The 21961-nt window shown below is 72.1% G+C and carries 19 protein-coding genes, 1 tRNA gene and 2 pseudogenes; 12 read left to right on the top strand and 10 right to left on the bottom strand.

All coding sequences use genetic code 11. The features are described from left to right. Positions 1-45 precede the first annotated feature (45 nt). On the top strand, positions 46-5547 hold the full coding sequence (locus H958_RS0119895) for an ATP-binding protein (RefSeq protein WP_028059937.1): 5502 nt from the start codon (positions 46-48) through the stop codon (positions 5545-5547). A 2-nt stretch (positions 5548-5549) separates the two neighbouring features. Here H958_RS0119895 and H958_RS43720 read toward each other — a convergent pair whose 3' ends face one another. From H958_RS43720 to H958_RS48770, 3 genes are all read right to left on the bottom strand, one after another. After that, complete coding sequence (locus H958_RS43720; protein WP_028059936.1) at positions 5550-6392, bottom strand: peptidoglycan DD-metalloendopeptidase family protein; 843 nt, start codon at positions 6390-6392, stop codon at positions 5550-5552. Positions 6393-6515: 123 nt separating this feature from the next. Beyond that, the gene (locus H958_RS38915; RefSeq protein ID WP_051324558.1) at positions 6516-7040 is read right to left on the bottom strand and encodes a class I SAM-dependent DNA methyltransferase; all 525 of its coding nucleotides are present in this window, start codon (positions 7038-7040) and stop codon (positions 6516-6518) included. After that, entirely contained in the window at positions 7037-7162 is a 126-nt protein-coding gene (locus H958_RS48770; protein ID WP_255325438.1) for a hypothetical protein, read from the bottom strand. Before H958_RS48770 ends, H958_RS38915 begins: the two co-directional genes overlap by 4 nt. A 144-nt stretch (positions 7163-7306) precedes the next feature. Between H958_RS48770 and H958_RS0119875 the strand changes: the two genes are divergently transcribed. The 3 genes from H958_RS0119875 (at position 7307) to H958_RS49130 (ending at position 8221) form a co-directional block, all read left to right on the top strand. Continuing rightward, positions 7307-7379 (top strand) — tRNA-His (locus H958_RS0119875). A 313-nt stretch (positions 7380-7692) separates the two neighbouring features. Next, the gene (locus tag H958_RS46500; RefSeq protein WP_156028096.1) at positions 7693-7863 is read left to right on the top strand and encodes a hypothetical protein; all 171 of its coding nucleotides are present in this window, start codon (positions 7693-7695) and stop codon (positions 7861-7863) included. Positions 7864-8002: 139 nt separating this feature from the next. Then, complete coding sequence (locus H958_RS49130) at positions 8003-8221, top strand: helix-turn-helix domain-containing protein (protein ID WP_407641159.1); 219 nt, start codon at positions 8003-8005, stop codon at positions 8219-8221. Here the strand turns inward: H958_RS49130 and H958_RS38905 are convergent. Next, positions 8214-8978 (bottom strand): helix-turn-helix domain-containing protein, encoded by a 765-nt coding sequence (locus tag H958_RS38905; protein ID WP_231379316.1) that lies wholly within the window; start codon positions 8976-8978, stop codon positions 8214-8216. The genes H958_RS49130 and H958_RS38905 overlap by 8 nt on opposite strands. Before the next feature lie 183 nt (positions 8979-9161). Here H958_RS38905 and H958_RS0119855 point away from each other — a divergent pair, with 183 nt between their 5' ends. The 6 genes and pseudogenes from H958_RS0119855 to H958_RS38890 form a co-directional block, all read left to right on the top strand. Continuing rightward, on the top strand, positions 9162-10010 hold the full coding sequence (locus tag H958_RS0119855; protein ID WP_028059934.1) for an SDR family oxidoreductase: 849 nt from the start codon (positions 9162-9164) through the stop codon (positions 10008-10010). After that, the gene (locus tag H958_RS0119850) at positions 10010-11038 is read left to right on the top strand and encodes a zinc-dependent alcohol dehydrogenase family protein (RefSeq protein ID WP_028059933.1); all 1029 of its coding nucleotides are present in this window, start codon (positions 10010-10012) and stop codon (positions 11036-11038) included. The genes H958_RS0119855 and H958_RS0119850 overlap by 1 nt, the downstream gene beginning before the upstream one ends. After that, a pseudogene (locus H958_RS38900) lies at positions 11035-11792 on the top strand (SDR family oxidoreductase). Before H958_RS0119850 ends, H958_RS38900 begins: the two are co-directional and overlap by 4 nt. 16 nt (positions 11793-11808) lie before the next feature. Next, entirely contained in the window at positions 11809-13215 is a 1407-nt protein-coding gene (locus H958_RS43715; RefSeq protein ID WP_051324557.1) for an MFS transporter, read from the top strand. A gap of 29 nt (positions 13216-13244) precedes the next feature. After that, the gene (locus tag H958_RS0119835) at positions 13245-13652 is read left to right on the top strand and encodes a (R)-mandelonitrile lyase (protein ID WP_028059932.1); all 408 of its coding nucleotides are present in this window, start codon (positions 13245-13247) and stop codon (positions 13650-13652) included. Further along, positions 13649-14206, top strand: a pseudogene (locus tag H958_RS38890) (SDR family NAD(P)-dependent oxidoreductase); the annotation flags it as partial. The gene H958_RS0119835 and the pseudogene H958_RS38890, both read left to right, overlap by 4 nt. A gap of 368 nt (positions 14207-14574) precedes the next feature. Here H958_RS38890 and H958_RS43710 read toward each other — a convergent pair. Together H958_RS43710 and H958_RS0119820 are read right to left on the bottom strand one after the other, a co-directional pair. Further along, entirely contained in the window at positions 14575-15837 is a 1263-nt protein-coding gene (locus H958_RS43710; protein WP_051324556.1) for a HAMP domain-containing sensor histidine kinase, read from the bottom strand. Next, positions 15837-16490 carry a response regulator transcription factor gene (locus H958_RS0119820; RefSeq protein ID WP_028059931.1) on the bottom strand — a complete coding sequence of 218 codons (654 nt, stop codon included), beginning with the start codon at positions 16488-16490 and terminating at the stop codon, positions 15837-15839. Before H958_RS0119820 ends, H958_RS43710 begins: the two co-directional genes overlap by 1 nt. Before the next feature lie 91 nt (positions 16491-16581). Between H958_RS0119820 and H958_RS38880 the strand changes: the two genes are divergently transcribed. Then, positions 16582-17040: a hypothetical protein gene (locus H958_RS38880; protein ID WP_051324555.1), complete on the top strand. Its 459-nt coding sequence runs from the start codon at positions 16582-16584 to the stop codon at positions 17038-17040. A 46-nt stretch (positions 17041-17086) separates the two neighbouring features. Further along, entirely contained in the window at positions 17087-17335 is a 249-nt protein-coding gene (locus tag H958_RS0119810; RefSeq protein WP_028059930.1) for a hypothetical protein, read from the top strand. 528 nt (positions 17336-17863) lie between these two features. Here H958_RS0119810 and H958_RS38875 read toward each other — a convergent pair. The 4 genes from H958_RS38875 to H958_RS0119790 are packed head-to-tail and all read right to left on the bottom strand — an operon-like array spanning position 17864 to position 21733. Continuing rightward, positions 17864-20176 (bottom strand): heavy metal translocating P-type ATPase, encoded by a 2313-nt coding sequence (locus tag H958_RS38875; protein WP_051324554.1) that lies wholly within the window; start codon positions 20174-20176, stop codon positions 17864-17866. Then, positions 20173-21045, bottom strand: coding sequence for a hypothetical protein (locus tag H958_RS0119800; protein WP_028059929.1), 873 nt, complete (start codon positions 21043-21045; stop codon positions 20173-20175). Before H958_RS0119800 ends, H958_RS38875 begins: the two co-directional genes overlap by 4 nt. Continuing rightward, entirely contained in the window at positions 21042-21491 is a 450-nt protein-coding gene (locus tag H958_RS38870; RefSeq protein ID WP_051324553.1) for a hypothetical protein, read from the bottom strand. The genes H958_RS0119800 and H958_RS38870 overlap by 4 nt, the downstream gene beginning before the upstream one ends. Continuing rightward, positions 21488-21733 carry a heavy-metal-associated domain-containing protein gene (locus H958_RS0119790; protein WP_037410891.1) on the bottom strand — a complete coding sequence of 82 codons (246 nt, stop codon included), beginning with the start codon at positions 21731-21733 and terminating at the stop codon, positions 21488-21490. Before H958_RS0119790 ends, H958_RS38870 begins: the two co-directional genes overlap by 4 nt. Positions 21734-21961: the final 228 nt, after the last annotated feature.

The raw sequence follows: 21961 nt of genomic DNA, 5'->3' as shown, positions 1-21961 counted from the left end.
GGCAGGAATACACCGCGAGGCCCTAACGTGCCAACCTTGCCTACTGTGACGCAGCGCACGTTCACGCGTCTCGCCGTGGTCAACCGCGGCGAGCCGGCGATGCGGCTGATCCACGCCGTACGCGAGCTCAACGAGGAGCTCGAGCGACCCATCACCGTGATCGCGCTCTACACGGAGCCGGAGCGCTCGGCGATGTTCGTCCGCCACGCGGACGAGGCTTTCTCGCTCGGTCCGACCGCGACCGTCGACGCCGACGGCAAGCGGACCGGCGCGTACCTGGACTACGAGGGGCTCGAGCGTGCCCTGAAGGCGGTGCGCGCCGACGCGGTATGGCCTGGTTGGGGGTTCGTCGCCGAGCACCCGGAGTTCTCGGATCTCTGCGAGCGCCTCGGCATCGTCTTCGTCGGCCCGAGCGGCGACGTGATGCGCGCGCTCGGCGACAAGATCCAGTCCAAGCTGATGGCCGAGAAGGCCGGCGTGCCGGTCGCGCCGTGGAGCAACGGGCCGGTCGCCACGATCGAGGAGGCGCGGGCGCACGCGGAGCGGATCGGCTTCCCCTTGATGATCAAGGCGGCGGCCGGCGGCGGCGGGCGCGGCATCCGCCGCGTCAACGACATGGACGGGCTCGCGAGCGCACTTGAGACGTCGCGCCGCGAGGCGCAGGACGCGTTCGGCGACGGCACCGTCTTCATGGAGGCGATGGTCGAGGGCGCGCACCACATCGAGGTGCAGCTGATCGCCGACGGCCAAGGCACGGCCTGGGCCGCCGGCGTGCGCGACTGCTCGTGCCAGCGTCGCCACCAGAAGGTCGTGGAGGAGTCCGCCAGCCCGGTGCTCGAGCCCGAGCAGGAGGAGGAGGTCAAGTCCGCCTCCGTGCGGCTCGCGCTCGAGGCCGGCTACCGCAACGCGGGCACCGTCGAGTTCCTCTACGAGCCCGAGCACCGGCGCTTCTCGTTCATGGAGGTCAACGCGCGCCTGCAGGTCGAGCACCCGGTGACCGAGGCCGTCACGGGCCTGGACCTGGTCAAGCTGCAGCTGCGCATCGCGGCGGGGGAGCGGCTGGAGGGTGAGCCGCCCGCGCCGATGGGCCACGCGATCGAGGCGCGCCTGAACGCCGAGGATCCCGCGATGGGCTTCGCGCCCACGCCCGGCCGCGTCCAGCTGCTCGACCTCAGCTCCGGCCCGGGCATCCGCGTCGACCGCGGCATCGCCACCGGCGACGTGATCCCGCCCGACTTCGACTCGATGGTCGCCAAGGTGATCGCGCACGGGCGCACGCGCGAGGAGGCGATCGCCCGCCTGCGCCGCGCGCTGCGCGAGAGCACCGCGATCATCGAGGACGGCACGACCAATCGCGCGTTCCTGCTGACGCTGCTCGACCGCCCCGAGTTCCGCAACGGCGAGGTCGACATCAACTGGCTGGACCGGCTCGGCGTCTCCGGCGACATGGAGTCCGTCCACGGCGCCGACGTCGCGTTGCTGCAGGCGGCGATCGAGCTCGCCGACGACGAGACCGCGACCGACCGCGCGAGCTTCTACGCCTACGCGCGCCGCGGCCGCCCGCACGCATCCGCGGCCCACGCGCGCAGCATCGAGGTCCGCCACCGCGGCCAGCCGTACCGCATCCTCGTCTCGCAGCTGAGCCCCGACCGTTACCGCACCGAGGTCGACGGCGTCGCCGTCGAGTGCACGATCGAGCGCCTCAGCGCACACGAGCGCCGGATCACGATCGGCGGGCTCACGCACCGCACGCTGATCAGCCGCCAGGGCGCCGACCTGCTCGTCGAGGTTCACGGCGTCCCGCATCGCGTCACGCGCGACGACGGCGGCCTCGTGCGCAGCCACGCGCCGGCGGTCGTCGTCGCGATCCCCGTTTCCGAGGGCGACGAGGTCGCCGAGGGGGAGGTGATCGCGATCGTCGAGTCGATGAAGATGGAGACGTCGCTGACCGCGCCCTTCGCCGGCCGCGTGCGCCGCGTCCTCACCGGCACCAATGTCCAGGTCGGCGCTCAGACGCCGTTGCTTCAGCTCGAGGCGATCGACGACGACGACGAGGACGCCGGCGCGGAGCGGGTCACCTTCACCGCCGAGGAGACCGTCGAGGAGGACGGCCTCGGCCGGCTGCGCTGGCTGCTGCTCGGCTACGACGTCAGCGCCGCGGAGGTCCGCCGCGTGCTCGACGAGCTGGACAACCGCGAGCCGGATCTCGAAGGCGAGCACCGGCTGCTGCACGTCTACGCGGACGTGCGCGCGCTCACGCGCGCGCGGCACGACATCGAGCGCGAGCTGCTGCACAGCCCGCAGGAGTACCTGCACGCCTACCTTCGCTCGCTCGACGTCAAGGCGGAGCGGCTGCCGGAGCGCTTCACCAGCTACCTCCAGCGCGCGCTCGCGCACTACGGCGTCGAGGGCCTCGACCGCACCCCGGCGCTCGAGGACGCGTGCTATCGCCTGTTCGTCTCCCAGCAGCGCGCCGAGTTGGCCAACACCGCGGTGCTGGCGATCCTCGACCGCCGCCTGCAGCGCGCCGACGAGCTGATCGGCAGGGCCGGCGACGGCTTCCGCGAGGTGCTCGACCGGATCGAGGCCTCCGCCGAGCGGCGCGACCCGGTGATCGCCGACCTCGCGCGCCAGCTGCGCAACCGCTACTTCGACCAGCCGCTGATCGCCGAGCGCCGTGAGGTCCTCTACGCGGACGTCGAGCGGCACCTGCGGGCCCTGGCCGCGGGCGAGCGCGACGGCCACGTGGAGGCGATCGTCTCCGCCCCGCAGCTGCTCGCTCCGCTGCTGATCGGGCACATGACCGACGCCCCGCCGGAGCAGCGCCCGACGCTGTTGGAGCTGATGACGCGGCGCTACTACCGCATCCGCGAGCTGGGGGACTTCAGCGAGGCGATCGTCGGCGACACGGCGTTCGCGATCACCGACTACGAGAACGACGGCCGCCGGCGCCACCTGATCGCCGGCTTCGTGGAGAACCATCGCTTCGACGACGCGGCGCGCGCGATCGCCCGCGTCGCCGAAGGCCATGAGCACGTCGTCGTCGATCTCTACGCGCATCAGAACGGCGACGCCGAGACGCTGATCGCCGGCCTCAAGGCCGCGCTCGAGCGCGCCGACCTGCGCCCCTCCGTGGAGCGCGTGGTGCTCGACGTGCCGGCGCCCGAGCGCGGCGTCTCGGCGGCCGACGCCATCACGCTGCGGCGCACGCCGGACGGGCGTTTCGCGATCGACCGCGACCTGCAGGGCGTCCACCCGGAGATGGGCGAGCGGCTCGGCCTCTGGCGCATGTCGGAGTTCGCGCTCGAGCGCATCCCGTCGCCGGCCGACGTCTACCTGTTCCGCGGCACCGGCCGCTCGAACCCGAAGGACGAGCGCCTGTTCGCGCTCGCCGAGGTGCGCGCGCTGAGCGTCGTGCACGACGAGAACGGGCGCGTCGTCTCGCTGCCCGAGCTCGAGCACATGCTGACCGAGGCGCTCGAGGCGCTGCGCCGCTACCAGGGCAAGCTGCCGCCGCGCGAGCGGCTGCTGTGGAACCGGGTGCGGTTGAACGTGTGGCCGGTGGTCGAGCTCGCGCCCGAGGCGGCCGGCGCGCTGATCGACCGCTACGCGCGCGAGACAGAGGGCCTCGGGATCGAGATGGTGATCATCCGCGGGCGCATGCGCGACCCGCGCGACGGGGAGATCCACGACCGCGAGCTGCGCCTGTTCGCGCCCGCCGGCCGCGGCGTGCTGGTGGAGCTCGACGAGCCGGCCAGACGACCGCTGCAGCCGCTCGACGAGGGCGCGCGCCGGATCGTGCAGGCGCGCCGGCGCGGCTCCGTGCATCCGGCCGAGCTGGTCAAGATCCTCGCGCCGGAGCGCGAGGACCGCGGCCGCGGCCTGCCCGCCGGCGAGTTCGTCGAGCACGACCTCGACGACGACGGCCGGCTCGTTCCGGTCGACCGCGCGCCGGCGACCAACGACGCCGCGATCGTCGTCGGGCTGGTGCGCTCGTTCACCAAGCGCCATCCCGAGGGGATGCAGCGCGTCGTGCTCATGGGCGACCCGACGAAGGCGCTCGGCTCGGTCGCCGAGCCGGAGTGCCGGCGCATCATCGCCGCGCTCGACATGGCCCAGGAGCTCGGCGTGCCGGTGGAGTGGTTCGCGCTCTCCTCGGGCGCGAAGATCGCGATGGACTCCGGGACGGAGAACATGGACTGGGTCGCCGCGGCGCTGCGGCGGATCATCGAGTTCACGCAACATGGTGGCGAGATCAATGTCATCGTCACCGGCATAAATGTGGGCGCGCAGCCGTATTGGAACGCGGAAGCGACGATGTTGATGCATACGAGGGGCATCCTGGTGATGACTCCGGAGAGCGCGATGGTGCTCACCGGCAAGACGGCGCTCGACTTCGCCGGCGGCGTCTCGGCCGAGGACAACTTCGGCATCGGCGGCTACGACCGCATCATGGGACCGAACGGCCAGGCGCAGTACTGGGCGCCGGACCTCGCGGGCGCATGCGCGACGCTGCTGCGCTACTACGACCACTCCTACGTCGCGCCGGGCGAGCGCTTCCCGCGCCGCGCGGAGACGAGCGACCCGGTCGACCGCGACGTCTGCAGCGCCCCGCACCGCGCCGTCGGCTCGGCGCTGGCGACCGTCGGCGACATCTTCTCCGACACCAGCAACCCGGACCGCAAGCAGCCCTTCGACATCCGCTCGGTCATGCGCGCGGTCTCGGACACCGATCACGCGCCGCTGGAGCGTTGGGCCAACATGCGCGACGCCGAGGCCGCCGTCGTCTGGGACGCGCACCTGGGCGGCTGGCCGGTGTCGCTGATCGGCATCGAGTCGCACCCGATCGACCGCTTCGGCCCCGTCCCCGCCGACGGGCCCGGCCAGTGGACGTCGGGCACCCTGTTCCCGCGCTCGTCCAAGAAAGTGGCGCGCGCGATCAACAGCGTGGGAGGGCGCCGGCCGGTCGTCGTGCTCGCGAACCTCGCGGGCTTCGACGGCTCGCCGGAGTCGATGCGCCAGTGGCAGCTCGAGTACGGCGCCGAGATCGGCCGCGCGATCGTCAACTTCGACGGCCCGATCGTCTTCTGCGTCATCTCCCGCTACCACGGCGGCGCGTTCGTCGTCTTCTCGCAGCGGTTGAACGAGGGCTTCGAGGCGATCGCCGTCGAGGGCGCCCGCGCGTCGGTGATCGGCGGCTCGGCCGCGGCCGGCGTCGTCTTCACGCGCGACGTGATGAACGCGACGCTGGGCGACCCGCGGATCGCCGAGCTCGACGAGCGGATCGAGGCGGCCGACGGCGCCGAGCGCCAGAAGCTGCGGACCGAGCGCGCGGTCCTGCTCGACACCGTGCGCAACGAGAAGATGGGCGAGTTGGCCGCGAAGTTCGACTCGATCCACTCGATCGAGCGCGCCGTCGAGGTCGGCTCGGTGAAGTCGATCGTCGCGGCGGGCTCGCTGCGTCCCTACCTCGTGGACGCGATCGAGCGCGGGATGCGCAAGGCAGCGGCGGGCGAAGAGCTGGGCGCGCTGTCCGGGTCGACGTAGGCTCAGAGGCCGAGGGCGCGGGCCGGATCGGTCGCCGCGCCCCGGACGGTCACCTCGAAGTGCAGGTGCGGCCCAGTCGCGTGGCCGGTCGCGCCGACGCGCCCGACGAGCCGGCCGGCGGCCACCGCCGCTCCCGGCGCAACGGCCGCGACGGAGAGGTGCGCGTAGCGCGTTCGCACGCCGTCGCCGTGGTCGAGCACGACCGTCAGCCCATAGCCGTCGTCGTAGCCGCTGAAGACGACCCGGCCGCTTGCGGCGGCGCTCACGGGCGTGCCGGTCGCGGCGGGGAAGTCGATGCCGGCGTGCCAGCCGGCGCCGCGCGGTCCGTAGCGGTCGGCCGGGGCGACGAGGATCGGGCGCCGCAGCGGCGGCGCGAGCGCGGGCGCGCGCCGGAGCAGCGCCTGCGTGGCCGGGCCGGCGATCCCGTCCTGGGGGAGCCCGCCGTAGGCCTGCGCGCGGATCACCGCCGCCTGGGTGTGGGCGCCGTAGAAGCCGTCGACCGTGCCGAGCGGGAAGCCGTGGCTCTCGAGCGCGAACTGCAGCGCGGCGACGTCGAACCCGCGGTCGCCGGGAGCGAGCGGCCGGCTGCCGACCGGATGGCGGCCGAGTGCGCCGAGCGCGCGGCGCGTCGCCGGGCCGGCGATGCCGTCGACCGCGATTCCCGCGCGCCGCTGCAGCACGCGCACGCCCTGCGCGGTCCCGGGGCCGGGCACGCCGTCGACGTTCCCCGCGTAGGCGCCGCGGGCGCGCAGGCCGGTCTGCAGGGCGGCGATCCGCTCACTCGCGACCGCGGGCGGCGCCGTCCACGCGGCGATCAGCAGGGCTGTCGCGATCCATCGCTTCACCCGAAAAACGGTTCGCGCTCTGACAACGCGATCCTGCCTCGGCGGGTGGCGGCGAGCGGCGTTCTGGCGCGTTGCCAGGCGTGCTCAGCCCGCTAGGCGGTCCGCCTCCGGCGTTCACGAGCCTCACGGGCGATCGAAGCGGTGGAGGAGGTATTCCGGCGTGCGCAGCTCGACGGTGGCGGGCCAGCCGAGGCGACCGAGGTGCTCATGCACGTCGTCGCCGAGCAGCGGGTGGCGATGGGCCTGGTGGCGCCGGTGGACCGCGAGCAGGCTGCCCGTGGGGACGAGCGTGCGCTCGATCTGCTCGAGCGTCCGCTCGAGCGCGGGCTCGTCGAGGCCGCAGAGGATCTCGCAGCAGACGATCAGGTCGAACGCGCCGTCCGGCCACTCCTCGGGGATCTCGCGGCGCTCGAAGGTCACGTGCGGCACACGCGCGCGGGCACGGGCGAGTGCGGTGTCCGCGACGTCGATCGCCAGCAGGCGCTCGCAGCGCTCGGCGAGCCGCTCGGTCAGCGGGCCGCTCGAGCAGCCGACCTCCAGCGCGGACGCGTACGGCGGCTCCAGCGCGGCGATCGTGGCGTCGTGCTTGGCCACCTCGTCGTCGCTGCCCTCGAAGCTCCAGGCGGGGGAGAGGCGCTCATTCTTCATGCCCCGCTCCACAGCCGCACGAGCGGCGGATCGAGCCGGTGCTGGAGGACCAAGCCCTCCGCCGCGGCCCCCGCGATCGCATCGAGCGCCTCGGAGGGCGTGGTGCCGGCGAGTGACGTCACCCGGGTCCTGCTACCCGAAGTCGGGGTTCCCAACCGGCAACGGCCCATGTGGGCGCGCGGGCTCCAGTCCTGGCGCCGGGCCGCGTCGGACATCACGCGACCGCCCCGGGAGCGCACCCGCCGCTAGACTCCGGGCAGCGCTTGGTGGGCGTAGCTCAGTTGGTAGAGCTCCGGGTTGTGGTCCCGGCGGTCGCGGGTTCGAATCCCGTCGCTCACCCCTCGAAAGGCCCTGCATCGCGGGGCCTTTCGCGTTTCGCTCGTCCTGCTTGCGGTAGCCGTGGGGCAAGCGCGGGGAAAGTTTCGTGTTGCGCCGGGGGCGAGCTTTCGGCAACCCTGCCTAGCCGTCAGGCATGTCCCGAACTCGTCGAGCCAACGGCGCCGGCAGGGTCTACATCAAGCACGGCAGCTACTACGGGCGCCGGCCCACGTCGGCCGGGGCGCATACCAATCGACGCCTCGGCCCGGTCCGCCGTCCAGGATCAAGCGACGGCCTCACGCGCAGCCAGGCGGAGAGACGCCTCCGCGAGCTGATGACGGCCATGGCGGCAGCGCCGATGGTGCCGGACCCCGGGATCACGATCGCGCGCGCCGGGCAAGCGTTTGTCGAGCAGTTGGAGGCACGCGGGCGCGCGAAGTCGCACGTCGAGACCGTCGAGGCACATTTGCGCGTGCATCTCGTGCCGTTCTTCGCCGACAAGTGACGCCGGGAGCCCAATAGTGCGCCACTTCTGGGAAGCCAATAGTGCGCCACCGCGCGGTGGGGTGGCGCCGGTCTGGCCGTGAGCCTTGGGGTCGTCTGTCGACGAGTTCGGGGAGGGCGGCGAGGAGGTGCGCAGCGCGATGGAGTGGGCTCAGGTGCGGGCGTTGGCCGCGGACGGTGTCTCGCAGCGGGAGATCGCGGCGCGGTTGGGGATCAATCGGCGAACGGTGGCGCGGTTGGCGGCGTCGTCGGAGCCGCCGCGCTATGCGCGGGCGCCAGAACGGGCCGATATGTCTGCCTCAAAGGAGCAGTCGGGCGGTTCGTCCCAGGGCCAGGCACCGGTCAGCCTCGTCACTTGACGCGTGCGGTCATCGCCGCGAGTCGGCGCAGCGCCGTTTCGGTCGGCGACCCGTGATTCGCGGTGGCTAGCAGGAGCGTCAGGCCGGGGTCTGCCCGCAGTTCGGCGGCCTCGAAGACGAGGTCGAGCATGCCCACGAGCGGGTGCTGGAACCGGTGCAGGCCCGCTGCCGGGAGTCGCACATCGTGCTGTGCCCAGATGGCCCGGAACTCGGCGCTGGTCTGGGAGAGCTCCTCGATGAGGTCCGCGGGTCCGGGGTCGTGCGGGTCTCGTCCTGTTTCGGAGCGCAGGATGCGAGCCGTGTCGTGTGCCACGGCCGGCCAGTCGACGAAGAACGTGCGGGCGCGGTCGTCGAGAAACACGTAGCGGACGTGGTTCGGCGGTCCGGTCTGGCCGTCGAAGATCTCGGCATACACCGCGCGGCCCAGCGCATTGGTCGCGAGGTAGTCCCATCGCCGGTTGCGCACGAGCGCCATGCCGCCGGTGAACGCGTCGAGGGTTCGCTGCACGCTTGGGCGGATCAGGCCGCGCGACGACGTCAGGCGTGTGGCCGCGTCCGGCCTGGCGAGATCGAAGAGATGCAGCCGTTCGGCGTCGTCGAGGCGCAGGGCGCGCGCGATGGCGTTGAGCACGCTGTCAGACGCTCCGTCGACGTTCCCGCGCTCAAGCTGGGTGTAGTAGTCCGCGCTCACGCCGGCGAGATCGGCCACCTCCTCGCGGCGCAGCCCCGGTACCCGTCGAACGTCACCGTCGAGCACGTATAGGCCCGCCTGCTCGGGCGTTACCCGCGCCCGGCGCGACATGAGGAACTCACGGATCTCGTGCCGGCGATCCACGCGCCGAGCCTAGCTCGCGGGCGTTGCCGAGCGCGGGCCGCGGCGGCGCTGAGGGGGGCTCACAGCACCTCTTTGCGAGCGATGTGCGGATCTACCGTCCAGGCCATGACGAAGACTTGGCTTATCACCGGCGCCGGTCGCGGCATGGGCGTCGAGTTCGCCCGCGCGGCCCTGGCCGCCGGCCATAACGTCGTGGCTACCGGCCGCAACCCCGACACCGTGCGCTCGGCCGTCGGCGTGCACGAGAACCTGCTCGTGACCACGCTTGATGTGACGGATGTCCACAAGGCCGAGGGCGCCGTGAGCGCTGCCGTGGAGCGCTTCGGCCGTATCGACGTGCTGCTCAACAACGCCGGCAGCTTCCTCACCGGCTTCTTCGAGGAGCTCACCACCGAGCAGGTGCGCTCGCAGATCGAGACCAACCTCTTCGGCCCGATGACGTTGACCCGGGCGGTGCTGCCGGTGATGCGCCGCCGGCACTCCGGCATGGTGATTTCGATCTCCTCCGGCGCCGGCGTGATCGGCAGCCCCTCCGGCTCGGCCTACGCGGCGTCGAAGTTCGCCCTGGAGGGCTGGATGGAGAGCCTGGCCGGCGAGATCGAGCCGTTCGGGATCCGCTCCATGATCGTGGAGCCCGGCTTCTTCCGCACCGAGCTGCTGACGCCCGAGTCGACCACCTTCGGCGAGCTGTCGATCGACGACTACGACCAGGCACGAGCCGAGATCAACGCCTTCTGGGCCTCGATGAACGGCACGCAGGCCGGCGACCCGGCCAAGCTCGCCCGGGCGCTCGTCCAGCTCGCCGACTCCAGTGAGCCGCCGCTGCGCTGGGCGGCCGGCAAGGACGTCGTCGGCGGTGTCGAGCAGAAGGCGCGTCTGCTGCTGGCGCAGGTCGACGCGCACCGCGAACTGTCGACCAGCCTGGCCCACGAGGACGCGAAGGTGCCCGCCTGATGCGCGGCGCAGTGATGCACGGCCCGGGCGAGGTCCGGGTCGAGGAACGCGAAGCACCGCAGATCGTCGAGCCGAGCGACGCGATCATCCGCGTGTCGGCCGCCTGCGTGTGCGGCTCGGACCTGTGGCCCTACCGCGGCATCGGCATCGAGGACTCGATGTGGCCGATGCCGATGGGCCACGAGTACGCCGGCATCGTCGAAGAAGTCGGCGACGCCGTCACGACTGTCAAGCCGGGCCAGTTCGTCGTCGGCTCGTTCTGGGCCACCGACAACACGTGCCCGATCTGTCTTGCCGGCTATCAGAGCGCGTGCGTGAACCGGGTACCGATGGGCGCGCTGGGCGCCCAGGCCGACCTGCTGCGGGTCCCATTGGCAGACGGCACGCTGATCGCCACGCCCGACATGCCGTCCGACGACCTCGTCCCGAGCCTGCTGTCGGCCTCCGACGTGCTCGGCACCGGCTGGTTCGGAGCGGTGGCGGCCGAGGCCGGCCCGGGAAAGACCGTCGCGGTGGTCGGCGATGGAGCGGTCGGCCTGCTCTCAGTCCTGGCGGCCAAGCAGCTCGGCGCCGAGCGGATCATCGCCATGAGCCGCCACGAGAGCCGCCAGCGCCTCGCCCGCGAGTTCGGCGCGACCGACATCGTCGAAGCCCGCGGCGACGAGGGCGTCGCGGCGATCAAGGAGCTCACCGACGGCCTCGGCGCCCACTCCGTCGTAGAGGCCGTCGGCACGCAGGAGTCGATGAACCAGGCGCTGCACGCCGTGCGTCCGGGCGGCCACGTCGGCTTCGTCGGCGTCGCCCACGGGGTCGCGATCGACGGCATGGACCTGTTCTGGAGCCTCGCACACGTCCACGGAGGCCCCGCCCCGGTGCGTCGCTTTCTGCCCGACCTGATCGACCTCATCTGGAAGCGCGAGATCGACCCGGGCAAGGTCTTCGACGTGGAGCTTCCGCTCGAAGAGGCGGCCGACGGCTACCGCGCGATGGACCAGCGCGAGGCGATCAAGGTGCTGTTGCGTCCATGAGCCGCTTCGACGGGAAAGTCGCCCTCATCACCGGGGCGACGAGCGGCATCGGCCGCGCCACGGCGCGTGCGTTCGCCCGCGAAGGCGCGAGCGTCGTCGTCGCCGACGTCGCCGCTGACGGCAACTGCGAGACGGCGCGGCTGATCGAGCAGGCCGGCGGGCAGGCGCTCGCCGTGACCTGCGACGTCACGCGCGCCGAGGACATCAGGGCGGCGCTCGACGCCGCGGTCGAGCGCTTCGGCCGTCTCGACATCGCCTTCAACAACGCCGGTATCGAGCAGGCGATCAAGCCGACTCACGAGATCACCGACGACGAATGGGACCGCCTGGTCGCGATCAACCTCCGTGGCGTGTTCATCGCCATGAAGTACGAGGTCGAGCTGATGCTCGACCGCGGCGGCGGCGCGATCGTCAACACCTCCTCAGGCGCCGGCGTGAAGGGCTTTGCCGGCAATGCCGCCTACGCGGCGACCAAGCACGGCGTCATCGGCCTCACCAAGTCGGCCGCGCTCGACTACGCCGACCAGGGCATCCGCATCTCAACGCGATCTGCCCCGGGATCATCGACACCGAGATGATGCGCCGCTTCACCGGCGACAGCGATGAAGGCCGCGCCGCCGTCATTGCCCAGGAGCCGATCGGCCGCATGGGCCGCCCCGAGGAGATCGCCGCCGCCGTGCTGTGGCTGTGCTCTGAGGAAGCCGCGTTCACGGTCGGTCATGCGATGGTCGTCGACGGCGGCCAGACCGCCTGAGCGAGGACCGAACGCGATGACCGAACCTAGCTGGACGACCAACGAGCTCGACCGGATCGGCAACGCCGACGAGCTCTACGTCGCGCCGCGCGGCAAGGACGGCGCGCTGCGCCGCGCGGTGCCCATCTGGGCCGTGCGCGTCGGCGACGAGCTCTACGTGCGCTCCTGGCGCGGGAACGGCGGCCGCTGGTATCGCGCCGCGCGGGTCAGCGGCGAAGGACACATCACTGCCGGTGGCGTCAGCCACGACGTTGCTCTCCGAGACGCCGATGACGGGGTCAATGACGCCGTAGATGCCGCGTTCCGTGAGAAGTACGGCCGCTACACAGGGCTACGTCGAGCCGATGGTCGCGCCGCAGGCGCGCGCGCCGGCGCTGCGACTTGTGCCCCGCTGCCAGGCCGGCGCGTGAGCGAGCGCCGCCAACGGCGGGGCGTGGTGCTGGCGATCATCCTCGCCGGCTACCTGCTGGTCCTGATCGACGTCTCGATCCTGATGGCAGCGCTTCCAAGTATCCGCGCCGACCTGGGCTTCAGCGATACCAGCCTTTCGTGGGCGCAGAACGCCTACACCCTGACGTTCGGCGGCCTGCTGCTGCTCGGCGCCCGCGCCGGTGACCTGCTCGGGCGCCGGCGCACCTTCATGCTCGGCATCGCCGTGTTCACTGCCGCCTCGCTGTCCGTGGGCCTGGCGCAGTCGCCGGCCTGGATGATCGCCGCCCGCGCCGTGCAGGGCATCGGCGCCGCCACCCTGGCGCCATCGACGCTCGCACTGCTGTCGACGAGCTTCCCCGAGGGCGAGCAGCGCTCGCGCGCGATGGCCGCCTACGGCGCGCTGGCCGGCATCGGCACCGCTGCCGGCCTCCTCATCGGTGGCGCGCTGACCCAGACGCTGTCGTGGCGCTACGGCTTCTTGCTCAACGTGCCGATCGGCCTGGCGGCGATCGTTGCTGCGCCCCGCTACCTGGACGAGTCCGTTCAGCGCGCCGGCCGACTCGACGTCCCGGGAGCGCTGAGCTCGACCTTCGGAGCCGCGGCGCTGGTGCTCGGCATCGTCCACTCCGCCGACGCCGGCTGGGGGGACCACACCACCGTCCTCGCTCTGACGCTCGGCACGCTGCTCATCGCGCTCTTCGTCACCGGCCTGGTCAACGTGGCGCATCACCTCGGCGGCGCTCTCGGGCTCGGCATCCTCGTCACCGTCTTCGACGCAGCAGGCGCCGCGGGCGACGGACCGCGCGAGCTGTTGGCCGATCGCGTCTCGGCGGCGTTGACCGCCGCGGCCGCCTTCCTCGTGCTGGCGCTCCTGGTGACGCTGATGGGCCGCCCGCGGCGCGCCGCGGCCACACCGAGCGTTGACGATGTCCCGCCTACAGCAGATTTCACCGCGTCAGACGCCGGCAGGCCTGTGCGCGCGTCCGCTTAGACACCCCAATTCACAAGGAATACAGCGATATGCAGATCACTCGCAGCGCAGTCCAGACGCAGAAGGGCCCCGCCGACTGGTTCACCGGCGACGTCTACATCGACGCCGTCGCCGCCCCTGAGGCGACCTCCACGTTCGCGGCCGCGAGCGTCCATTTCACGCCCGGCGCCCGCACCGCCTGGCACACCCACCCGCACGGCCAGACCATCTTCGTCACCGAGGGCGTCGGCCTCTGCCAACGCGAAGGCGGTCCGATCGAAGAGATCCGACCCGGCGACCGGGTCTTCTTCGAGCCGGGCGAAAACCACTGGCACGGCGCGACGGCGAACCGCTTCATGGTCCACCTCGCCATGCAGCAGAACGACCAGTCGGGCAGCCCGGTCACGTGGGGCGAGCACGTCAGCGACGAGCAGTACAGCGGCGGGCGGTCCGCATGAAGCCGACCTATGACTTCACCGGCCAAGTCGCAGTCGTCACCGGCGCCGGCGCCGGCATGGGCCTCGACACCGCCCGCGCGTTCGCCGCAGCCGGCGCCGCGGTCGTGCTTGCCGACGTCAACGTGCAGGGGCTGCATGCCGCGACGGACGAACTGACCACCGCTGGGCACCGAGCGCTCGCCGTGAACTGCGACGTCGCCGACGAGGATCAGGTGGCCGCGCTGGTGGACCGCACCGTCGCTGAGTTCGGTCGGCTGGACATGGCCTTCAACAACGCCGGGATCATGCTCCCGCTCGCCGACGCCGCCGATGAGCCGGCGGAGAGCTTCGACCGCGTTACGGCAATCAACCTGCGCGGCGTCTGGGCGTGCATGAAGCACGAGCTGCGCCAAATGCGCGCGCAAGGCAGCGGCGCCATCGTCAACTGCTCGTCGCTCGGCGGCCTCGTCGGCGGCGCCGGCCGCGCTGCCTATCACGCCACCAAGCACGGCGTGCTCGGCCTGACAAGAAGCGCCGCGCTGGAGTATGCGCCGCGCGGGATCCGCGTCAACGCATGGGCTTGACGCCCGCGACGGAGCCGCTGAGATCGCGGGCCGAAGCTTATCTTCTTGACGCGTCCTCCGGTATCAAGAGCGGGCACACAGTTGCATCCTCCGGATGCCGGTGGCCATGGCGCGCGTCTTGATGGCTGTTCAGATAGCCGATGCTGTCGATCGGGAAGCTCGCCGAGCGGCCAGGCCGACTACTACCTCGCGCTCGCCGGCGCGCGGGTCGACCGCGGCTCGAGCGTGTCGTCTGGCGCCGACGCCGCCGTAACGGAGCAGCTTGCACATCTCCGTCTTCTCCTTGACTGCGGTGGCTTGGAACACGCAGCCATTCCACGGGCAATCAGGGGCGGCTCCGTCCGGGTTCCGGCGCGGACTCAGTGCGGGTTTCCCACATCCTTCGACGGAGATGTCCGCGGTCGCGGGATGACGATCTCGAACCGGGCGGGGCGGGCGCGCGCGAGAATCAGCCGGCCGCCGTCGGCCTCGACGAGCGCGCGCGCGAGCGGGAGCCCCAGGCCGGTCGAGCCGGCAGTCGAGACGTGGCGGTCGAAGATCGACTCCTCGAGCCCCTCCGCGACGCCGGCGCCCTGGTCCTCCACGGCGAGGACGGTGCGGCCGCTTGCGACCGCGGCATGCAGGTGAGTCGTGCCGGCCCCGTGGGCGATCGCGTTCTCGAGCAGGACGTCGAGTGCCTGGGCGACGCCGCCCGGGCTGACCCGCGCGGGCAGCGACGCCTCGACCTGGACGCTGAGCCTCCGCGCGGCGTGGGCGTAGACCGGCTGCCAGGCGGTCGCGTGCCGGCGGGCGAGGTCGGCGAGGTCGATGTCGCGCGGCCGTCCGATGTCGCCCGCGCGCGCGAGCTCGAGCAGGTCGGTCACGGTGCGCTCAAGCCGGTCGGCGACGCGCAGGGCGGCCTCGAGCTGCGCGCGGACGGCGAGCGGATGGTCGAGCGCCGAGAGCGAGTCGAGCCGCAGGCGCATGGCGGTCAGTGGCGTGCGCAGCTGATGCGAGACGTTCGCCGCGAACTCGCGCTGGCGTCCGACGAGCTGCGCGATCTGCACGGCGGCGGCGTCGAGCGTCGCCGCGACGTGGTCGAGCTCGGGCAGGTCGAGCCGCCCGGTGCGCGCCGAGAAGTCACCGGCACCGAGCCGCGCGGACGTCGCGACCAGCTGACGGAGCGGCCGCGTGAACCGCCGGGCCTGCAGGACCGCGAGGCCGGCGGCCGCCGCCGTGCCGACGACGGCCAGGCCGCCGACCAGCAGCCACACCTGCCGCTGCCGGTGGGTGACCTCGCCGGCCGACGCGAAGACCGTCACGCGGACGCCCTGCGTGGCGCCGGAGCGCGCGGACAGCACACCGCCCTTCGACACCTGCCCGACGCGCAACCGCGCCCCGCCGGCCGTGATGACCGCCGCGTGCCCGGATCGCAACCAGGGCGAGAGCACCGTCGCGTCGACGCCGCGGATGCTTCCTGGGCGATCGTCGATCGCCGCGGCGATCGCATCGGCCTCGCGCTCCAGGCGTCCCAGAGCGTCACTGCGGGCGCGCGCGCTCTCGACGAGGCCGAGCGGGATGCCGAGCACGAGGATCGCCGCCAGCGCGATCAGGGCGGTCGTCGCGATCAGGCGTCGCCGCATCAGCGCTCGAAGCGGAACCCGATGCGGCGAACGGTCGAGATCAACGGCGGCTCGCCGAGCTTGCGCCGCAGCCAGGACATGTGCATGTCGAGCGTCTTGGTGGAGCCGAACCAGTTGACGTCCCAGACCTCGTCCATGATCCGCTCGCGTGCGACCGCGTTGCCGGCCTCGCGGACCAGCAGTGCGAGCAGGTCGAACTCCTTGGGCGAGAGATCGAGCTCGCGCTCGCCGCGCCAGGCCCGCCGCGAGGATTCGTCGACGCGGACGTCGGCAGCGGTCAGCTCCGCGGGCGCGCCGCGTCGCAGCATGGCGCGCACGCGCGCCAGAAGCACCGAGAGTCCGAATGGCTTGGCCACGTAGTCGTCGGCGCCCGCGTCGAGACCCGCGATCGTCTCCAGCTCGCCGTCGCGCGCGGTCAGCATCAGGATCGGCACCAGCGGGCGCAGTTCGCGCACGCGGCGGCAGACTTGAAGGCCGTCGATGCCCGGCAGGCCGATGTCGAGGATGAGCAGGTCGGGCGGCGCGTCGACCAAAGCGCTGAGCGCCACCTCGCCGTCTCCCGCGGTCACCACGTCGTAGCCTTCCCGCTGCAGCGCCTGGGCGAGCGGCTCCGCGATGTCATGGTCGTCCTCGACGAGCAGCACACGAGCCACGGATCGATCGTAGGAGGCCCTCGGCAAACCTTGACCAAGGCTTTGCCGAAGCGATGCCTCTCCGTTGACGCTCGACACCGACACTGGGACCATGAACCCGTCCAACGAATCCTCCGCCGCCGAGCTCGGCCGGCTGGCGCGCGAGATCGCTGCGCGCACCGCCGCGGCCGTCGGACTCGCCGGGATCGCACTGATCCACCTGCTGGACTCGATCTCGAAGTTCCACGAGACCCCGTACATGGGGTGGATGTACGTCGGCTTGATGATCTCGTGCCTGGTCGTCGCCGCGACGCTGCTGCGGGCCAACGTCCGCGAGGCCTGGCTGGCGGCGATCGTCCTGCCCGCGTCGGCCATCGCAGGCTTCACGCTGACCCGCACCACCGGGCTGCCGCAGGCCCACGGCGACGTCGGTAACTGGAGCGAGCCGCTGGGCCTCGCCGCGCTGTTCGTCGAGATCGCCGTCATCGCCGTCGCGGGCTACGCCCTCGCTGCGCTGCACCCGGCGCGGATGCCGGCTGGCCGCGCCCGGCTCGCCCACCGGGCGGCCTGAGTGCGGCCTTGCCGAACCATTACCCCCGACTCGCGACGCTGCGGCGATGCCGCGCGGAGTCGCGCGGCTCGAGGTGGCGCCGGCGCGAGGGACCGACCCCGCCGCCGCGGGGCAGCAGGCGTTCTTGCTCCGCGGCGTGGGCTGCGCGTCCTGCCACCGGCACCATGCGCAGGGAATGCGCGGCCCGCGGCTCGCCGGTGGCATCGAGCTCGCCGACTTCCGCCGCGTCCAAGGTCACTGGCTGTTCCCTCCCGACGTGGTCACCGATCGCGACTTCGCGGCGATAAACGCTTAGCTGCGGACGCTCCCCCGGTCGCGGTCAGTGGCGTGGACCCGGTCGGCGTTGTCAGGTCAGGCCCCTGGGGTTAGCTGGTCGTCGTGATCCTGCCAGGTGGCGGCGACCTCGCGTGGGGTGCGGTAGGCCAGCCGTGAGTGGGGTCGGTGGTGGTAGCGCTCGACGTAGGCGCCGATCGTGGCGCGGGCTTCGTCGAGCGTCTCGAACTCTTCGCGCGTGTCAGCGCGCGAGGGCTTTGCGGCGGCTCGGCGGCACGGCGCAGAGCCAAATCCCGCGTCGCGGCGCCGGGTCTCTTCGGGGTCGGATCCCGGAGGTCGTTTGTGCCGCCGTTCGTGGCCGCACTCTCGTCGGCTGGGCTCAACCGGACTGCTCCCGTTCGCGCAACGCGATAGGCGACCGCCGGGCCCGCCTGGCTGCCGCCGTTGACGACGCCCTCTTGTAGTGCTCGCGGTTCATGGAATCGAGTCCTCGTCGGGTTGGTGAAGTGACCGGCGGCGGGCGCGGGGGTCGGCGCGCCCGCCGGGCAGGTCAGCGTCCGGGCTGCGCGATCGCCGCGGTGTGGTGAGCGCTCGAGCGTGCCGGGGCCGCCGTGGCGCCCGCCGCGTCGCGCTGCGCCTTGAAGCGGCGCAGGCGCAGCGCGTTGGAGACGACGGAGATGCTGGAGAACACCATCGCGAGGCTGGCGATGACCGGGTTGAGCAGGCCGATCGCGGCGAGTGGGATGGCGGCGACGTTGTAGCCGAACGCCCAGGCGAGGTTCTGCTTGATCGTGCGCAGCGTCGCGCGCGACAGGCGGATGGCGTCGGCGGCGGCGCGCAGGTCGCCGGAGACGAGCGTGAGGTCGGAGGCTTCGATGGCGACGTCGGTGCCGGTGCCGATGCTCAGGCCGAGGTCGGCTTGCGCCAGGGCGGGGGCGTCGTTGACGCCGTCGCCGACCATCGCGAGGACGCGGCCCTCGGCCTGCAGGCCGCGGATGACGTCGGCCTTGTCGGCCGGGAGGACCTCGGCGATGACTTCGTCGATGCCGACCTCGGCGGCGACGGCGCGGGCGCTGGTCTCGTTGTCGCCGGTGAGCAGCACCGGGCGCAGGCCGAGCGCCTTGAGCGACGCGACGGCCTCGGCCGAGCTGTCCTTGACGGTGTCGGCGACGACGAAGACGGCGGTGGCGTGGCCGTCCCAGCCGGCGGCGATCGCGGGCTGCCCGCGGGCCTCGGCGGCCCTGCGGGCGGCGTCGAGCTCGGGGCTGAGGTGCATCGCCCAGTCGGCCAGCAGCGCCGGGCGTCCCACGATCAGCGCGTGGCCGTCGACGACGCCCTCGACGCCGAGGCCGCCGCGGTTGGTGAAGCCCTCGACCGCCGGCAGCGCGCCCTCGGCCGCCGCCGCCGCGGCGATCGCCCGGGCGATCGGGTGCTCGGAGGCGTGCTCCAGCGCACCGACGAGGCGCAGCGCCTTGTCGCGGTCGACGCCGTCGGCGACGGTGACCTCGACCAGCGACATCTTGCCGGTGGTCACGGTGCCGGTCTTGTCGAGCACGACGGTGTCGACGCGGCGCGTGGATTCGAGGACCTCGGGGCCCTTGATCAGCAGGCCGAGCTGGGCGCCGCGGCCAGTGCCGACCATCAGCGCCGTCGGGGTGGCCAGCCCGAGCGCGCACGGGCAGGCGATGATGAGCACGGCGACGGCGGCGGTGAACGCGAAGCTCGCGCTCTCGCCGGTGCCCAACCAGAAGCCGAGCGTCGCGAGCGACAGGACGATGACGACCGGCACGAAGACGCCCGAGATGCGGTCGGCGAGCCGTTGGACCGGCGCCTTGCCGGTCTGGGCGTCCTCGACCAGCCGCGCGATCTGCGCCAGGGCGGTGTCGGCGCCGACCTTGGTGGCGCGGACGATCAGGCGGCCGCCGGCGTTGACGGTGGCGCCGGCGATCTCCGATCCCGGTGCCACCTCGACGGGGACCGACTCGCCGGTGAGCATGCTCATGTCCACGGCGCTGGTGCCCTGCTCGACGATGCCGTCGCTGGCCACCTTCTCGCCGGGACGGACGACGAAGCGGTCGCCGATGGTGAGCTCCTCGACGGGTACGCTGCGCTCGCTGCCGTCGGCGTCGAGGATGGCGACGTCCTTGGCGCCGAGCTCCAGCAGCGCGGTCAGGGCGGCGCCGGCACGGCGCTTGGCCTTGGCCTCGAAGTAGCGGCCGGCGAGCAGGAACGTGGTGACGATGCCCGCGGTCTCCAGGTAGATCTGGTCGGCGCCCTCGCCCGGGTTGGGGATGACGTCGAACGCCATGCGCATGTCGTTCATGCCGGCGTCGCCGAGGAACAGCGCGTACAGCGACCACAACCATGCGGCCAGCGTCCCGACGCTGATGAGGGTGTCCATGGTCGCCGCGCCGTGCTTGAGGTTGGCCCAGGCCGCCTTGTGGAAGGGCCACGCCGCCCACAGCACCACCGGGGTGACGAGGTTCAGCGACAGCCACTGGAAGTTGTCGAACTGCAGCGCCGGGATCATCGCCATCAGCAGCGCCGGCACGGAGAGCACCGCGGCGAGGATCAGCCGGTTGCGCAGCACCACGGTGTCGTCCTGCTCCACCGCCGCCCCGGCGCTGGCCGGCTCGGTTGATGGCAGCGCGGCCTGGTAGCCGGCCGCCTCGACGGCCTCGACGAGCCGCTCGGGGGCGACGGTGCCCGGGTCGAACTCGACCCGGGCCTTCTCGGTGGCGTAGTTGACGGTGGCGGTGACGCCCTCGAGCTTGTTGAGCTTGCGCTCGATGCGGTTGGCGCACGACGCGCAGGTCATGCCGGTGATGGGCAGCTCGACGCGCTCGATCGCGGTGGTGCTCATCGGGTCACCTCCTGGGTGAACGCGGCGGTGTGCAGGCGGCCGTCGGCGGTCTTGAACTGCAGGAACAAGCGGTGGTAGCCGACCGTCGGGAACGTGGCCATGAATTTCAGGCGGTTCTCGTCGGGGTGCACGTGCAGGAACGCTAGGTCGCCCTGGCGCAGCGCCACGAGGTGGCCCTTGGCGCCCAGGTAGTTCTGGATGGCGACGGGCTTGCCGTTGCGGGTGACGGTGAACGCGAGCTCGGACTCGGCGCCCGCCTTGGTCGCGCCCTCAGTGAGGGAGACGCGCAGGCCGTCGACGTTGACGCTTCGGACCGGCGCCGGCAGCTTCTGGGAGCGCAGCGTCCCGTCGACGACGAGGTCGCCGGCGAGGGTGTACGGCCTGTCGTCGACCGAGAAGTCGGCGAACACGCGGTAGGAGCCCGCGTCGGCGAGGGCCACGGGAACCGTCCAGGTGCCGTCGGGCTGCTCGGTCGGGTGCAGGTGCTGGAAGCCGGTCATGTCGCGACGCACGACGATCAAGTGCATGCGCTTGGTGTGCTCGACGCCGAAGTCGCGCACGGTCTGCCCGCGGAGGTCGACGATCCGGAACGCCAACTCGACGCGCTCGCCCCGCGGCGCGGTGGTCCGCGCGAGCTCGAGCGTCAGGCCCTTGTCGCTGACCGCCAGGCCGCGCACCGGCTGCGGCGCCATCTTCTCGGCGCCGTGGCCTTCGCCGTCGGCGGCCATCGCACCCATGCCGGCCTTGAAGGCCTTCTCGGCCGCGGGCTTGCCCGGATGGACGTCGAGCTGGCTGCCCGCGAATGCCGCGCCGGCGAAGATCAGCGCAGCGACGACGGCGAAGCCGGCGAGCTTGGCCAGCGCGTTCATGCGGTCACCCCCTCGGCCACCGTCGCCTCGACGTCGCGTCCGCGGCGGTGGGGGATGTACTCGGCCGGGCGCAGCAGCATCACGCCGGCCATGGCCAGCAGCATCGCGACGTGCTCGATGAGCATCAGCGCGCCGAGGTCGGTCATCAGCTCGCCCCACAGCAGGCCGATCACGGCGAAGGTCGGGACGAACATCGAGGCCGACATCTCGGCGTTGGCGCGCCAGCCGTGGCCGCGGTACATCATCCAGCCGACCATCGGGATGGTCATCGTCGTGGCCATGCCCAGGAACATCAGCGCGGGCGCCTCGGTGTGGAGCTCGTGCCAGCTCGTGCCCACGGCGCTCATAGCCCAACCGGCGGGGACGCCGAGGACGGCCATTCCAAGGAACATCGCCACGACCATCTCGGCGTAGTGGCGGATGAAGTGCTTCGTGGAGGGGCTCATGCCGCCACCGCGTCGTAGCCGGCCTCGTCGATCGCGGCGACGACGGCCGCGGGGTCGACGTCGCTGCCGTGGACCTGGACGCGGTTGGTGGCGAGATCGATGTCGATCGCGGTGACGCCGGCGACCTTGGTGACCTCCTCGGTCACCGCGAGCGTGCAGTGGTCGCAGGTCATGCCCGCCACCAGGTAGGTGAGCTGCGGCTCGGAGGACGGGATCTGGGGAGGAGGGGACTGATTCGACATGCGGATTCCTTCGTGTGTGATACGGGGAGGGGGTATCGCGGTTGCCGTAGCCTAGCATACCCCTGGGGGGTAACCAAGGAAGGTTTCAGGCGCCGAGCCCGAAGCGCTCGCGATTAGGCGGCGGGAGTGACCCCGACGCGGCGCTGGACGCGCGCCGTTGGAGAGCGCGATCTCTCCGTCGGCGGTCGGCGCGAGGACGTCGACGCGATAGGACCCGGCGCCTGCTGG

Origin of the sequence: Candidatus Solirubrobacter pratensis (genome assembly GCF_000425945.1) — a bacterium.
Classification (GTDB): domain Bacteria; phylum Actinomycetota; class Thermoleophilia; order Solirubrobacterales; family Solirubrobacteraceae; genus Solirubrobacter; species Solirubrobacter pratensis.
The sequence above is the reverse complement of the archived record's forward strand: the minus strand, read 5'-3'. Positions and strand labels throughout refer to the sequence as shown.